Origin of the sequence: Pseudonocardia kunmingensis (assembly GCF_006716445.1) — a bacterium.
Taxonomy (GTDB): Bacteria; Actinomycetota; Actinomycetes; order Mycobacteriales; family Pseudonocardiaceae; genus Pseudonocardia; species Pseudonocardia kunmingensis.
Genome location: NZ_VFPA01000009.1, coordinates 105,959 through 120,604, shown reverse-complemented (window position 1 = coordinate 120,604; position 14,646 = coordinate 105,959). Strand labels below are relative to the sequence as shown.

Here is a 14,646-nt window from a genome sequence, read left to right as displayed (position 1 = left end):
TGAACAGGGAAACGGCGAGCCACTCTGACCCAGAGGTGATCACATGGCCTTTCCCGACTCACCACGGACGTCGGCAACCGGTCACGGTCGACCCAGCCGCAGCCGCTCCCGGCGCCGTCGCCCAGCTCCGCGTCTGCTGGGTGCGGCGCTGGCGGCCGCGCGGCAGGGCCTGCACGTGTTCCCGCTGTGGCCGCACTCGAAGACGCCGTGTCTGCACGGCAAACGCCACTGCACCGGCACCGTGCCGTGCGCCGACGGACACCTCGGCTGGGAGCAGCGCGCCACGGTCGACCCCGACCTGATCCGCTACTGGTGGACCGCATCGCCCGCCAGCAACGTCGGCATCGCCTGCGGCCCCAGCAACCTCTACGTCCTGGACCTCGACCCCGCCCACGGCGAGCCCGCACCGCCACAGTGGGCCGGAGCGCGCCACGGCCGCGACGTCCTCGCGCGCCTGGCAGCCGAGGCCGGACACCACTACCCCGGCGACACCTACACCGTCCGCACGCCGAGCCCGTCCGAGCACCTGTACTTCCGTGTCGCCGCCGACAGCCAGCTGCGCAACACCGCCGCCCGAGCCGGCTGGCGCATCGACAGCCGCGGCCGCGGCGGGTTCATCGTCGCGGCAGGTTCCCGGCGCCGAGACGGCCTCTACAGGGTCGTGCGGCGCCCACCGATCGCACCGCTGCCGGGCTGGCTCGCGACCTGCTTCACACCACTCCAGCCCGAGCCCCGACCGAACCCGGTCGAACTCGGCGCCACCGGGGTGAGCGGCACCGCAGAGAGCGGCGCGCCGGTGTCCGGCATCCGCCGCCAGCGCTACCTCGACACGGTCGCCGCCGCCGTCGCCCACGCCGCACCCCGCACCGCGCACGACACCCTCGTACGAACCGCCTACGCCCTCGGGCGGCTCGTAGCAGGAGGTGAGTTCACCGACGAGGAGGCCCGCGCGGCACTACACGTCGCCGCGCAACAGCGGCGGATTCCTGCCTACGAGGCCGCCGAGGCCATCAGCTCCGGCTTCGACAGGGGTGGACTGCGCCCCCGACGACTGTCCGATCGAGCCGCGTGACTCCTGGCCGCTTCTCACCTCAGCGCGGCCGAACACACCAGGCCAGCGACCGGGAGACCGATCCCGGGGGTGCAGGTCTGGAGGGTGGCGCAAGCAGGTCCGGTCCGGGAGCTGTTGATCCGCTCGAAGCCAATCAGGTCGCATCAGGGTTCGCGCCGATGAACCCGGCCCCAACTGCACGGGCCGGAACCCCCGCCGCCCCCTCCGGGGCCCTGCCACGACCTGATCTCTGCTCCGCAGATCGACAGCCCCCCACGGGCCGAACCCACTCGATGAATGCATCGGTGGGCGAGGTCAAGGCCAGGGGGTTTGTCGACGGACCTGATCATCGATCCCCGCTGGGGTCATTGCTCACGAGGAGTTCTGTCATGGCCGGAGAGACCGTCATCAACATCATCGGCAACATCACCGCCGATCCCGAGTTGCGGTTCACCCCGTCCGGGGCCGCAGTCGCCAACTTCACGGTGGCCTCCACCCCGCGCACGCTCGACCGGGAGTCCGGTGAGTGGCGCGACGGCGACACGCTGTTCATGCGCTGCAACATCTGGCGCCAGCCCGCCGAGAACGTCGTCGAGACCCTCACCCGCGGCATGCGCGTCATGGTCACCGGCAGACTGCGGCAGCGGTCCTTCGAGACCCGCGAGGGCGAGAAGCGCACCGTCGTCGAGCTGGAGGTCGACGAGGTCGGCGCCTCGCTGCGCTACGCCACCGCCAAGGTCAACAAGGTCAAGACGGCCACCACCGGCCCCGGCCGCAACAGCGGGCTCGGCGGCGACCCCGCTGAGGACCCGTGGGCCTCGGCCTCGCCCGCCGGTCAGCCCGCCACCGCCGACGAGCCACCGTTCTGACCAGCTCCCGCTTGACCCCGCTCCCAGCAGGGCGGGCCCGGATCCCCGTCGGGCCCGCCCTGCCGCCGTCGTCGCACGGCATGCCGGGCTCACTGCGCGACATCTGCGACACCTGCCTGACGAGCCCGTCCCGCCGCTGACGCCGTCCTGCCACCTGCTTACGGAAGGAGCTGGCCACCATGCCCGCGACCAGCGACCTCGATCGCTCGACCGCGTTCACCATCCTGCTCCACATCGACCCCGGGTTCGCGAACCTGGAGACGACCGCGGGCCTCGCCCGCGTCACCGCGTTCCTGCGCGACTGGGCATGCTCGAACGCGACGGACATGTACCGGTTCGGCATCGGCTGGGTGCAGGCCAACCCGCTGACGACCGAGACATGACCCAGGGTCGTGCCCGCACCCTCATCCCTACCGCGTGTCGTCGCAGCTCAGCGCCCACTCACCGCGACTTTGCCGACCCCCTGAGTCACCGCCGTCGGCGGTTTCGTCGATATCGGCAACCTCGTGACCAGCGGCGTGCCCGGGGCCCGGTTCGGGTTGTCACTTGTGTGGGTCATCGTGCTCGAGGCGGTAGGGATCACCATCTACGGCGAGATAACCTGGTTTGATCAACCCGAGTCAGTCGAGATCCGAGAACCCGCGCTGAGAACGGAACGACATGCCCCCTGCGCCCACCTACGTCCTCGTCCACGGGTCGGGGAGCAGTTCGTTCCTGTGGGCTCCGGTCCAGCGAGAACTCGCGCTACTCGGTGCCCGCTCCTATGCGGTGGACCTTCCGGGCCACGGGCTACTGGACGCCCAGTACCCCGTCGCCTACCAGGCTCCCCAGGACCTCGAGGCCTGGGCGAAGGAACCTGCAACCCTCGCGGACGTGACCCTTGAGGACAACGTCAACTGCGTCCTCCATGCGGTGCGGCGCCTCGCCGAGCACGGGCCCGTGGTCCTGGTCGCAGCCAGCCTCGGCGGAATGACGATCAGCGTTGCAGCTAACCGTGCACCTGATCTCGTCGACGGGCTCGTCTACATCTCCGCCTGGTCCTGCGTCGAGTTGCCCAACCCCATCGCCTACATGTCCGAAGCCGAGTTCAGCGTCAGCGAAATCGATATCGACGACCCGGGAGGGCTGTCTCGCCTCAACGTCGGAGATCCAGCCCAGCTCGGGGTGGGCAGGGCGAACTACCGTACGTCCGATCGGGCTCTCCTCGCGGCGCTGAAGGACGCCGTCATGGCTGAGGCCACCGACGAACAATTCCTCTCGTTCCTCAACACCCTCCAGCCCGACGAGTCACTCGCGGTCATGACCGGCGATTCCCGAGTCGACGCCGCGACCTGGGGACGGATCCCGCACACCTACATCCGGCTGTTGAACGATCGGTCGTTACCCGTCGCCGTCCAGGACCGACTCATCGCCGAGGCCAACGCCCTCACACCGGGCAACCCCTTCACGGTGCACACCCTGGAGAGCAGTCACGTCGGCTTCGTCCTGCAGGCCGAACGGACCGCGGCGCTGATCACGGACAGCCTGCAACCCCGAACACAGCCCGTGCCGACCTAAGCAGCACCGCCGTGGCCACGTCCCGACCCCGTTCCGCGAGACCGGGCTTGCTGGTTATGTGATCGACGACGTCGGGCTCGCAGCGCGAGCCCCTCGCGTGCTGCACGCCGATCCCGTGGACAGCCATTACACGCTCAGCACCGTCTGGCCACCCCGCCTCCACCAGCAGGGCAGTCAATTTGGCGCCCATCGTCCGGGGTCGGCATGCTGACGATCCCCGACACCATCCAGCTCGACTTCACCGAGCGCGTCGCCGCGTACGCCACAGCCCGAGGCCTCCCGCCCTACGAGGGCCCGCGGCTCGACCACACCGCCATGCGGGCACGCGAGAAACTGGTCCGCTTCCACGGCCCCACCGGCGACGTCGCGCACGAGTTCGTCTGGCCCGGCCGCACCGTGATCGAGGTACCGGGCTGGATCTGGCCGTTCGAACGACCGGAGGACTGCGCCGAGCTGGACTCGACGATCTGGTTCGACGTCGCCGGCCATCTGGTGCCCGACAAGGCTGACCTCGATGCACCCGACGGTGTCGTTCTGCTGTGTGCGGGGTGCGGCCTGGACTGCACGTGACCCACCAGTAGCGAACCATTCGACGGAGCCCGCGGCGCACGTCGCACCATCGACGGTGCAGCCCGCTCCGCCCGTGGCCGGGCGCACACCAACCCCCGTGCCGAGCGCCCGGCCACGCACTTTGCCGAACCCCCCAGCCGCGGGCCGTCCACCGACTCGCGAGCCCCGGAGAACCTGCCGCCGCACGGGCTCGCCCCCGCCCCACATGCGCAGAGCCCGCCGCGCGCACGGCGCAGCCGGGGCGCCACCGGGCCCGACGACGACGCTGCAGACAGGGCCCGTGACTACACTGCAACTCGCGCCGGGCAAGAGGTGTCCTTGCGAGCCTTGGGAGGCCCGGCGCACGTGTCCGCGCAGTCTTGGCGGAGCCGCCGGTGACGGTGGTTAGCCTTCGGGCTACTGCGCGTGGCACACCGGGCGTGCCCGGCTTCGGCTGGGCACGCCCGTTCGTCCGGTCCAGCTCCCCGACGCCGACCGGTCACCGGTAGCCCGTCGGCGTTGATGCCCCCGCGAACGAGCCGTCCGAGCGAGCGACCTGCCGTCGACCCTCGAGAACCACAAGCAACCCTCCGGGGGCCTCCACGCTCCGGAACCTCGGGGGTGGGGAGCGAGGGCTGCGGTTCAAGGTGGTTGCGAGATCGCGAGGTTCCGCCACGCATCGGCCGCCGGAGGTCAGCACAGAACCTGCCCCGGTGCAACTCGCCTGCACGAGCATCAATCCACTATGGACGCAGGCGAGTTGCACCGGGGCAGAACCTGTGCAGATGCAGAGCACGGCCGATGCGCGACGGAACCTCGCTCCCAGACGATCCCGTTCGGTGACGACCGATCGAGCCCCGATCGAACCCAAGGAAACGCGCCCCGCAAAGTGAACGAAAGGAAACGATTGACATGATCATCACGCCGCTGCGCAACCAAAGCCGCTGGTAGGACGCCTGCAAGGTCGTGAAAAATTAGAGGAAAGGAGCGAGTCTCCACGTCGTCAAGGCTTGTGAAACCGGCTCGAAAGATGCTATCCTGAGAACTGTAAGACCAACGGGAACCGCCAATCCCGGAACCTTCCCCAAATCGCAGGGAGTCTATCATTATGTCGCAGATAGAGACGCTTTCCGATGCTCTCGTCGACGTCGCCGACCTGGTCAAATCCGGTGACAGCCGCAAGGCCAAGCATCAGATGGCGAAAATCCTCGACGTCGCCGACGCCTCGTCGCTGGGCATCCTCCGCTGGTGTGCCGCCACGCTGGAGCACTACCCGTTCCCCATCGCCGTCGACAAGATGCGCAACGCCTGGAAGCGCGCCCCCGCCCCGCAGTACCGCGACCTCATCGCCGCATGCGTACCCGAGCAGGACAACGGCCAGTACATCCCGACCAACGAGGCACCCGCCGAGCCCCCCTACGGCCGCAACAGCGAACGCGCGCCCCGCAACAGCCACCGCCGAGTGGACCGCAGCCGCCGCAAGGCACGCCACACCCCGCACCAGGCCCGCCAGAACGCCCACGCCGCACGCTACTTCCGCGAGCGCGCCGGAGTGGCCGAAGGCCCGCAGCTCAAGGACCGCGACGACCGCGCACAGGATGCGCAGGTCTACGCGTCCGGACTCGACTACGACAAGGCAGCAGTTCCCGACGTGCGCCGCCTGCCCTGCGTCTCCTGCTGGCTCGAACGCGCATCCGCCGACGCCACCACCAACCGGGTACGCGCCGGACACGGTGACGACGGCCTGTGTGGCGAGTGCCGAGAGTCCAAGCGCCCCGGCATCCCCGAGCTGCCCCGCCATCACACCCTGACCGACGCGGTCGCCGCCCGATGCGCGTTCATCGTCGCGCGCACCGGCCCCAGCGCACGCGCCATCCTGCGCAACGAGTGGCGCCGCGCCAGCAGCGACACCCGCCGCCAAACCCTCATCGCCGAGTGGGTCAAGACCCACCCGCTGCCCGAGACCACCACAACACCCCAGCCGTCGCCCACCCCCACCGCTGTCGACGGCGCTTGCGAGTGCGGCAGCATCCGCCAGGTCCGACACGGACTGTGCCTGGACTGCCGCAAGCTGGACAGCGCCACTGCCGCATAGCCGCCCCATCCCAAAGGGCCCCGGTTTCGACCGGGGCCCTCTGGTCTGCCGCATCCCGCAACGCCCCGAAGGCGCGACGTAGCAGCGCCTCCCGCGCCATCCGCGCGCGGGAGGTCCCTGCCGGGGCATCGAGCCCCGGCAGGAACCATCACCGGTGGTCCCGTCTCCGGCGCCCCCTCCGAAGCGCGCCGCCACGCCACCAGCTCGCCGCCGAGACCGCCGCCGGCCGCACCCGGGAACACCTGGCCGACATACAGCAGGCCGCCCGCCCTGAAGTGCGCCGAGCTGGACCCCGCTAGTCGAGGGTGACCGGATCGAACAGCGACAGGCGCGAGCCGCCGGGCGGATCGTCGGCGGGGACGTGGCCGGGGTCGTTCTCGGTGTTAGCAGCAGCACCGGATTCCACCCACATCCCCCGCGGGCCGTACTCGGCATCGTTCGCGCGGGATGGCTCGTCGAACATCGCCAGCTGATCCCGATGGACCGCCGAAGCGCCCGCGAGCACTGCGGCCGCGACGTCGTCACCAGCGCGCACGGCATCGCGCACCGCGCGGGCACGGCCACGGGCCCCGCGGGTGTCGGCAAGCGCGCCCAGCACCGTGCCGCGCCGCGCGAGGTACTCGCGCCGATTCCGCACCGGGTCACTCTCCCGCCAACAACGCGGGTTCTGACACAACGGGTTGTCGCATCCATGCGCCACGACCGGCACCCGCAACAACGCGTCCACCCCATAGCGGACCGCGTAGCCGAACCGGTGCGCGATCACCACGTGAGTCCGGCGCAGCCGCTGACCCTCCGCGTCGACCACGTAGGTCCCGGCAAGATGGAACCGCCCGTGACCCCGCCCCGAGATGGCACCCACCCACGGCCAACACTGCTCGGGGCGCCCCCGCTGGACCAGGCGAAAATAGCGGCCCACCACGACAGGATCCGCCACCGCAGCCCGCAGCACGGCAACCGTCACTGCCCGCATCCGCGCCACGACCTACCCCCCCATCACGACGCCGAGGCCGGCGCCAACCCCGCAGCGATAGTCGGCACCGGCACCGCAGTATCCCCACTGGCACCGCCCTCATCGGGCACCGCCGCGCCGCCCTCACCGGGCGGGGGGACCGCGGTCGACCCGGACGGCGCGGTCGACCCGGACGGCGCGGTCGACCCGGACGGCGCGGACGAAGCGGCGACGCCCGAGCGGCCCCCGCGCGGAGTGCGCCGCCGGCCCGCGGTGTTGCCGCGCCGAGCGCCCCGCCCGTCCCCGCCGAGCCATTCGCGGACCTCCCGCACCGGGCGGTCGGTGAACTCGGCGAGTTCTTCCGGCGCCATCAGTTTCAGCGCCTGCAGGGCCGCAGCCCCGAGCTCCTGATCGAGCTGCGCCAACCGCACGCGCGTAGCGTCACGCTCCGCCGCGATCCGGTCCGCATCGGCGGCCGCCGCGGCGCGCGCGGCGATCCTCGCCTCATCCGCGCGCCGGACCCGCTCCCTGATCTGCTCCGCCGAGCTCGCCACCGCTCGCCCTCCCCCCAGATCGCTAACACCCTCCGAGCCCGGAGCGTACGCAGCCGACACCCGTCCGGTGGCCGGTTCGCGAACCTCAACCCGCCGATGATCCGACGCCCGCCGAGCGGCCTGTGGATAGACGCGCCGGCCCCGGACCAGAGTCAGGCACGATGAACGACCATGCGACGCGAGCCCGCCGAACCGACATCCCTCGAGACCCCATCCCTCGACACCGCGGACATGGTGTACGCGCTGTTCGAAGCGGTCGCCCAGGAACGCGGCATGGATGTCGAATCGGCGCCGACCGTGATCCTGACCGAGGCACTGCCCACACTGACCCGCGCGGTCCACGACCTGACCCGACGCTGCGCCGACGAGACCGAGCTGTGTTGGCTCGCGGCCGCGCTGGCCGCCCTGTCCCACCACGCCCAAGCACTGAGCCTGCCACCGGTGCCGGCAGGCACTGACCGCATCGCGCCGCGCTGATCGGACCAGGCGCGGTCGACCAGCGAAGGCGCGCGCCGTAACCCACGTAGACACCGACGACTCATGCGGGTGATCGAGGTTCCCGACGGTCTACCGGTGTCGCCGGTGGTGCCGTTCGCGCTCAAGGCCGCGCGGCCGAGAACCTCGATGGACCGCCTCCGGCGGGGGCCTGTCGGCCCTTGGCTTAGCACGGCCTCACTCACCGTCAAGGGCGCTGCGCTGCGCTCCGCGTCGCTGCGCGACGGCCCTTCGGGCCGCCCTTGACCGCGAGCCTCCGAGGCCGTGCAAGGGCGCCTTGCGGCGGCGGGGGACAGCACCCCGCCACCCCAAGGGGACGGGCCAACAGGCCCACCACCGGTCAGGGAGAGGGTTGGCATGGGCGAGCGCGAGACGACCACGTTCCGGATCCGTCGCTACAACTACGAGCCCCCGCCGGGGCCGCACCCCACACCCCCGCAGCAGCGCAGCGCGGCACCCGCCGCGCCGCAACCGGACCCCTCCACCGCATGGGCACGCGACCCGCAGCTCCGCAAGACGGTGGCGATGGTGCTGGCCGCAGCCCTGGAAGTCATCGACACCCGCCGCCCCTCCGCCCACCTGCGCGAACACGTCACCCCGCCCGTGCTGCGCTACATCCGCGCCGCCCGCCTGCTAACACCGCCAGCACGCCCGTCACGGATGCGGCCCAGCGTGCACATGTTCTGCCCAACCGACGAAGCCGCCGAAGTCGCCACCACCGTGATGATCGGACCCCGCATCCGCGCCGTCGCCGCCCGATTCGAACGCGCAATCGACGGATGGTCCTGCGTCCAGCTGCGCATCCTGTAGCCAGAGCCCCCGGACAGGCCCCACCGCCTGTCCGGGGCCCCCTCCCGGTGGCGCGCCACGCGCATGCGGAGCTCCGCTGCGCTCCGCACTGTGACCTCAGGGTGTGGCAAGGAGCTCCGCTGCGCTCCGCACTGTCATCGTCGCGCAGAGCGCGACAGGCCCAATACCAACGTCAGTGCACTAAGGTATCCCCCATGGGGATACGGCCGTTCGGCCTGTGAGGGGGCGCGGGCCGTGGCGTACGTGACCAAGATCGGCAGCAATCCCGAGCAGATCGAGTACCGGCTGGGGAAGAAGCACGGCTGCAGCGGACCGGGTGATCGGCAGTTCTCGTATCACGCGGACGGCCGGGAGCGGCCGCTGCGGTGGATCGGTCGGGCGCTGGCTGATCTGGGGATCGAGGCCGGGAGCGAGCTGACCGAGGACCAGTTCGATCAGGCGCGCGCGTTGATGCGGGGCGAGCACCCGATGACCGGTGAGGTGCTGGTCGAGGCGAAGCGTGGGGTGCCATCGGATGCGAAGGTCGCGGTGGCGCCGCTGGTGCGTGCGGTGCACGGGGTCGCCGCCGAGGCGGCGGTCTCGGTGGCGGAGGTCCTCGGGAACCGGGCGAAGCTCGTCACGGCGTTCGCGGCGGCCGAGCGGGCGGTGACCAGCAAAGGAGAGGCGGCGCGACTGCGCGCGGACGAGGCCGGCGTGCTGGCCGATGCCGCCGGCGTAGATGTCGAGCAGGTGTGGGGTGAGCAGGTCTACGCGCGGGCGGCCGCGAACCTGTGGCAGCTGCGGAAGCTGCGCCGTGACGACGGCACGGTCGGCGAGGAGCGGGTGCCACGGCGGGTCGTGGTCGGGAACCTGGGCTACGACATCACGATGACGCTGCCGAAGTCGTTCAGCTTGCTGCTCGCGTTGGGCGACGAAGAGCTGGCGGCCGACATCGAGCGCGTCTACACCGAGCAGGTGCAGGCGCTGTTCGGGTGGTTGGAGAACACCACCGCCTATGGGATGCGGGGTAAGCACGGCGGCGGCCGGCAGGCGCGGGTCGTGCACGGGAACGGGTTCGCCGGGTGGCTGATGGTGCACCGGGCCGCGCGCCCGGTCGACGGTGCGGAGATCGGCGACCCGCACTGGCACGTGCACGCCACGATCGCGAACATGACCCGCGGCGAGGACGGGCAGTGGTCGACAGTCGCGGCCGGTGGCCGGGACCTGATGCGGCACGCCGCGGCCCTGGACCACATGTTCAAGGCGACGGTGCGGCACGAGCTCGGGCGCCGCTACGGGATCCGGTTCGAGCGCAACCCGCGAACCCGGGCGTGGGAGATCGTGGGGATCCCGGACGAGACGCTGCAGCTGTTCAGCAAGCGGCACGCCGACATCAAGGACATGCTGGAGCGGCTGGGCTATGACGCGAACACCGCGACACGCGCACAGTACCGCATCGCCGAGCAGCGCAGCCGCGGCGCGAAGGGCGAGGCGGTCGCCGCGCCAGACGCGACGCTTCAGCAGCTGTGGCACGGTGAGGAGCTGGCCGCGGGCCGCGACCCGGCCGAGCACATCCGACGGGTCCTCAACGGCGGCGCCGACCCCGATCCGGTCGCCGGCCCCGCGACGTCGCCGACTGGGCCGAGTTCCCCCAGCACCGGCGCGCGCGGCGCCCGCCCACGAGACGACGGGGACCTGGACGACGAGCAGCTCGACGCCCTCGCCGACGCGCTCGGCGGCGCGGACCCGGGGGCCGACGTTGCTGCGGATGCGGTGCGCACCTATCCGGCGGCCTCACACGTTGCCGCCGCGGCGGCAGGCGCGGCCACGGTGGACGCGGCCGAGATCGCGGAGATGCTGCTGGACCCGGAAACCGGCCTGACCTCGGACGGGCGGCGGTTCACCCGGGCCGAGGCGCTCGCCCGCGTGGCCGACGCGATGCCAGGCGGGTTCGCCACGACCGCCGAGATCGAGGAGATGACCGACCGGGTGCTGTCGATTCCCGGGTTCCGGCAGCTGCGCCGCGGGCCCGGACAGCAACACATGAGCAACGCGGTCTTCCACACCACCGACGACGTCGTGTCGGCGGAGCAGCAGATTCTGCGGGCCGCGCGCGCCAGCTACCCTGGGCAGTCCGACGTGCGGGTCATCGACGAGGAGCTCATCCAACTCGCGGTCAACACCGTGGAGGCCCAGCAGGGATTCGCGCTGTCGGAAGAGCAGACGCGCGCGTTGCGCCGGGTGGTCGGCCAGGGCCGGCTGGTCGACACGGTCAACGGGGCACCCGGCACCGGGAAGACCACCCTGATGCGTGCGGTGCGGGTGGTGTTCGAGGCCGCCGGCTACGTCGTCGGTGGCGCCGCCACCGCGGCGGTCGCGGCGCAGAACCTGCAGGCCGAGGCCGGCATCCCGGCGCGCACCGTCGCGTCCTACCTCGCCCGCATCCGCAACAACAACGCCGCCAGCAGCGGCGCGAACGACGGAGACGGGATCGAGGTGTTCGCTGGGGTCGACGTGCTAATCGTCGACGAAGCGAACCTCACCGAGGACCGCAGCCGCGCTGCCCTGTACCGGGCGGCGGCCCGATCGGGCACACGGATCGTGGAGATCGGCGACCGCAAGCAGCTGCGCGGCGTCGGGGTCGGCTCGTTGTTCGCGCGGGTGCACGAGATCGTCGAAGGCGCCGAGCTGCGCGACAACCGTCGCCAGCGCGAGGAGGACGAGCGCGAGGCCATCGCGGCGTGGCGCGACGCCCGCTACGTCGAAGCGCTGTCGATCTGGCAGGACAAGGCGCGGCTGGTGGTGCGTGAGACCGGGCGTGAGGCGAACGCGGAGATGCTCGCGCGGTGGTGGGACCAGCACCAGGGCGCCCCGAACCCGCACACCGAGATGCGCGGGCTGGTCATGCTGGCCGCCACCAACGCGCAGGTGCGTCGGCTCAACCAGGCCGCGCAGGCACTGCGGGAAGCCGAAGGTGAGCTCGGCGCCAGCTGGACCTACAACGTCGCCGGCGATGACCGGATCACCCTGCACGTGGGCGATCACATCCTGCTGCGCGTCAACGACGCCCGCCAGCAGCGCGTCGAGGGGGACGCGGTCTACAACGGCTTCCGCGCCGTCGTGACCGACATCGACGCCCGCGGCACGCTGTCGGTGGCGTGGGAGCAGGACACCGCCGACGGGGTGGCCACCCGCACCGCGCGGCTGTCCACCGACTACGTCGCAATCGGCGGTGTGCACCTCGGCTACGCGCTGACCGTGCACAAGGCCGAAGGCCTCACCATCAAGGTCAACGGCCCCGAGCAGTGGAACACCCCGGACGGCGAGGACGTCGACGGGACGGTGCTGGTGCACGCCCCGGGCGCGGACAACCCGGCGCTGCACGTGGCCACCAGCCGCCACCGGGGCGCCGTGTGGTTGTTCGCCGGCCGCGACGAGCTCGACACCCCCCAGGACAGCTACCTGCACGGCGTGCCCAAGACGCGCGCCGAACGCGACTGGCGGGCCATGGAACAGCTCGCCGAGCACGCCCGCCGCACCGAGACTCACCGCAACGACCGACCGGTCGTCGCCGACCTCGGCCTGGCCGAGTTCGTCTCCGAGGACGGGCGCGCACAGTTCCTGCACGCGCAACGCGCCGCCGAGGCCGAAGCCGCCGAACGCGTACGCGACGAGCAGCGCGCGGAGCGCGCGGAACGCGCTGCACGGCGCGCGGCTCGCCGCGCCGAGCGTGAGCAGCAGCGGCAGGCCCGTGAAGCTGCCGAGCAGGCCCGCCGCGAATGGGCGGCCGCACTGCTGCAGCAGGTGTGGCGGCACGAGCCCTCGCTCGTGGAACGCATCATCGCCGGCGCCGCATTCGCCGCTGTCGCCCGCAACCTCGACGACGCCGCGCAAGCCGGGTTCGACGTGCACGAGGTACTCGCCGACATCCCGCTCGACGCAGTCGGCTCCCCCCGGGTCACCGACGCTTCTGCCTACACCGCCCGCATGGTCGACATCGCGGTCGAGCACGTCCGCAACGGCGATACCGCCCAGCAGCGGCGCGACGAGGCCGAGCAGCGCTCCGCGAAGGACCAGCAGGCCCGTGAGCAGGCGGCCGAGCTGCTGCGTGAGCTGTGGTCGGCCCGCCCACAGCTGGCCGAGAAGGTCGTCGCCGCGCCCGGTTTCGAGGCGGTCGTGCGCGCGCTCGACCGCTACGTCGACACCGACCTGGACGTGCGCGACCTGCTCGCCGCGATGCCGCTGGCGAAGCTGGACGCACCGCAGATCCGGGAACCGGCCGCGTTCAGCGCCTACATGCTGCGCCGCGTCGGCGACGCACAGCTCGAGGCGATCGAGCGGGCCCGGGTCGAGGCTGAGGAGCGCACCGAGCGCCTCGCCCGCACCGAGCACATCGCCGACCTGCTGCGCGCCGCGTGGCCCTCCCACACACAGGTCGCCGAGCGCACCATCGCGAACCCGACGTTCACCTTCCTGGTAGAGCGTGCCGCCGCTGCCGAGGAGGCCGGCCACGACGTCCAAGCGGTGCTCGCCGGGATCGACCCGCGCGCGGTCAACGGGCCGCGCGTGCAGAACCCGGCCGGGGCACTGACGATGCTGTTCACCCGCGCTGTCGATCGAATCGACCGCGACATCGAGCCGCGCGAGGTCGAGGCGCATCAGCCGGTGCCGTCCCAGCCCGAGCAGCGCGGGGCCTCGCCGGCGCTCGAACCTGCGGCGCTGCCGGCGCTGTCGCGGGACCTCGAGGTCGACGGGCCGCAGCCAGACCATGTGGTCGAGAGCGGCGCCGAGACGCGCTCGCCTCCGGTGGAGCACTGGACACAGCGCCCGCACGGCGCACTGTCCGCTCGCGAGCTCCGCGCGCACCTGGCGCACGAACAGCAGCGTGCCGACGCGCTCGCCGCCGACCGCGCGGGCGCTGAGCAGCGCGCCGAGCAGCTCCGTCGTGCCGTTGAAGCCGGGCACGGCACCGAGGTTGCGGCGGTCGAACAGCGCCTCGCCCAGGCACGTGAACAGGCTCTGGCCGTGCGCGGCGCCGGGCAACTGGAAGCAGCCTGGCACGCTGCGACCGAGCGGGCTGGGCGCGCCGCCGAGGACCGCGCGCTCGCCGAGCACGAATTCGCCAGCCACAGCCGGCTCGCGCGCAGCCGCCGCGCCGAGATCGCTGAGCGGATCGACCAGCTACGCGCCGCGGAACTGCAGGCCCACACCGACGCCGAACAGCTGGCGCAGCAGGTCGCCCAAGCCCAGGCGCAGGCCGGGCCACGGGACCAGCACCGGCACATCCTGACCCGCGCCGAAGCGGCCGAGAAGGACCACGCGCACGCACGAGAGGCCGCACAACGGCGCGACCAAGAGGTCGCCGAAGCGGCGTACCGGCGCGCCGCTCGCCTCACCGAGCAGCAGCTCACTCACACCCAGCGCATCGCTGAGCTGCAGGCCGAGCACGACCTACGCGAGCGCCAACCGCCGGAGCTACACGCGCTCGAGGAACAGCAGCGGACGACAGCGCTGCAGCCCGCCGCCCTCGCACCGCACATCGGCGAGATCGAGACCGGCGGCCGCGAGATCACCAGCCCGGACGTACAGGTGCTCGATGCCGGCCACCTGGAGGCAACACAACCGCATCCGCACGAGATCGACCGCCATCTGGACCCCGGGCTCGACGACCGCTGAGCTGATCCCACCGCTTGGAGGTGAAGGCCCGCCCCTGCCCTCAAAAGCCGAAGGATCCG

11 protein-coding genes are annotated in these 14,646 nt (G+C 71.7%); 9 read left to right on the top strand and 2 right to left on the bottom strand.

Annotated features, from left to right (window positions below; genetic code table 11):
• Positions 1–43 precede the first annotated feature (43 nt).
• The 6 genes from FB558_RS42430 to FB558_RS42405 all read left to right on the top strand — a co-directional run bounded on the left by FB558_RS42430 (position 44) and on the right by FB558_RS42405 (position 6,121).
• Positions 44–1,072 carry a bifunctional DNA primase/polymerase gene (locus FB558_RS42430; RefSeq protein WP_142065347.1) on the top strand — a complete coding sequence of 343 codons (1,029 nt, stop codon included), beginning with the start codon at positions 44–46 and terminating at the stop codon, positions 1,070–1,072.
• 368 nt (positions 1,073–1,440) lie between these two features.
• Entirely contained in the window at positions 1,441–1,920 is a 480-nt protein-coding gene (locus FB558_RS42425) for a single-stranded DNA-binding protein (RefSeq protein ID WP_142065345.1), read from the top strand.
• A gap of 179 nt (positions 1,921–2,099) precedes the next feature.
• On the top strand, positions 2,100–2,303 hold the full coding sequence (locus FB558_RS42420; protein WP_142065343.1) for a hypothetical protein: 204 nt from the start codon (positions 2,100–2,102) through the stop codon (positions 2,301–2,303).
• A gap of 277 nt (positions 2,304–2,580) precedes the next feature.
• Positions 2,581–3,477, top strand: a complete 897-nt coding sequence (locus FB558_RS42415; protein ID WP_142065341.1) for an alpha/beta hydrolase — start codon at positions 2,581–2,583, stop codon at positions 3,475–3,477.
• A gap of 204 nt (positions 3,478–3,681) precedes the next feature.
• Positions 3,682–4,047 carry a hypothetical protein gene (locus FB558_RS42410; protein WP_142065339.1) on the top strand — a complete coding sequence of 122 codons (366 nt, stop codon included), beginning with the start codon at positions 3,682–3,684 and terminating at the stop codon, positions 4,045–4,047.
• A 1,087-nt stretch (positions 4,048–5,134) separates the two neighbouring features.
• Positions 5,135–6,121 (top strand): hypothetical protein, encoded by a 987-nt coding sequence (locus tag FB558_RS42405; RefSeq protein WP_142065337.1) that lies wholly within the window; start codon positions 5,135–5,137, stop codon positions 6,119–6,121.
• A 295-nt stretch (positions 6,122–6,416) separates the two neighbouring features.
• Here the strand turns inward: FB558_RS42405 and FB558_RS42400 are convergent, their stop codons facing one another.
• Positions 6,417–7,085, bottom strand: coding sequence for a hypothetical protein (locus FB558_RS42400; protein WP_142065335.1), 669 nt, complete (start codon positions 7,083–7,085; stop codon positions 6,417–6,419).
• 32 nt (positions 7,086–7,117) lie between these two features.
• On the bottom strand, positions 7,118–7,627 hold the full coding sequence (locus FB558_RS42395; RefSeq protein ID WP_142065333.1) for a hypothetical protein: 510 nt from the start codon (positions 7,625–7,627) through the stop codon (positions 7,118–7,120).
• Between the two features lie 171 nt (positions 7,628–7,798).
• Here FB558_RS42395 and FB558_RS42390 point away from each other — a divergent pair, with 171 nt between their 5' ends.
• The 3 genes from FB558_RS42390 (at position 7,799) to mobF (ending at position 14,587) form a co-directional block, all read left to right on the top strand.
• A complete protein-coding gene (locus tag FB558_RS42390; RefSeq protein ID WP_142065331.1) occupies positions 7,799–8,104 on the top strand; it encodes a hypothetical protein in 306 nt (101 codons plus the stop codon).
• A 375-nt stretch (positions 8,105–8,479) separates the two neighbouring features.
• Positions 8,480–8,932 carry an Rv3235 family protein gene (locus FB558_RS42385; RefSeq protein ID WP_142065329.1) on the top strand — a complete coding sequence of 151 codons (453 nt, stop codon included), beginning with the start codon at positions 8,480–8,482 and terminating at the stop codon, positions 8,930–8,932.
• A 90-nt stretch (positions 8,933–9,022) separates the two neighbouring features.
• Positions 9,023–14,587 (top strand): MobF family relaxase, encoded by a 5,565-nt coding sequence (mobF, locus tag FB558_RS42380; protein ID WP_170231830.1) that lies wholly within the window; start codon positions 9,023–9,025, stop codon positions 14,585–14,587.
• The last annotated feature ends 59 nt before the right edge of the window (positions 14,588–14,646 follow it).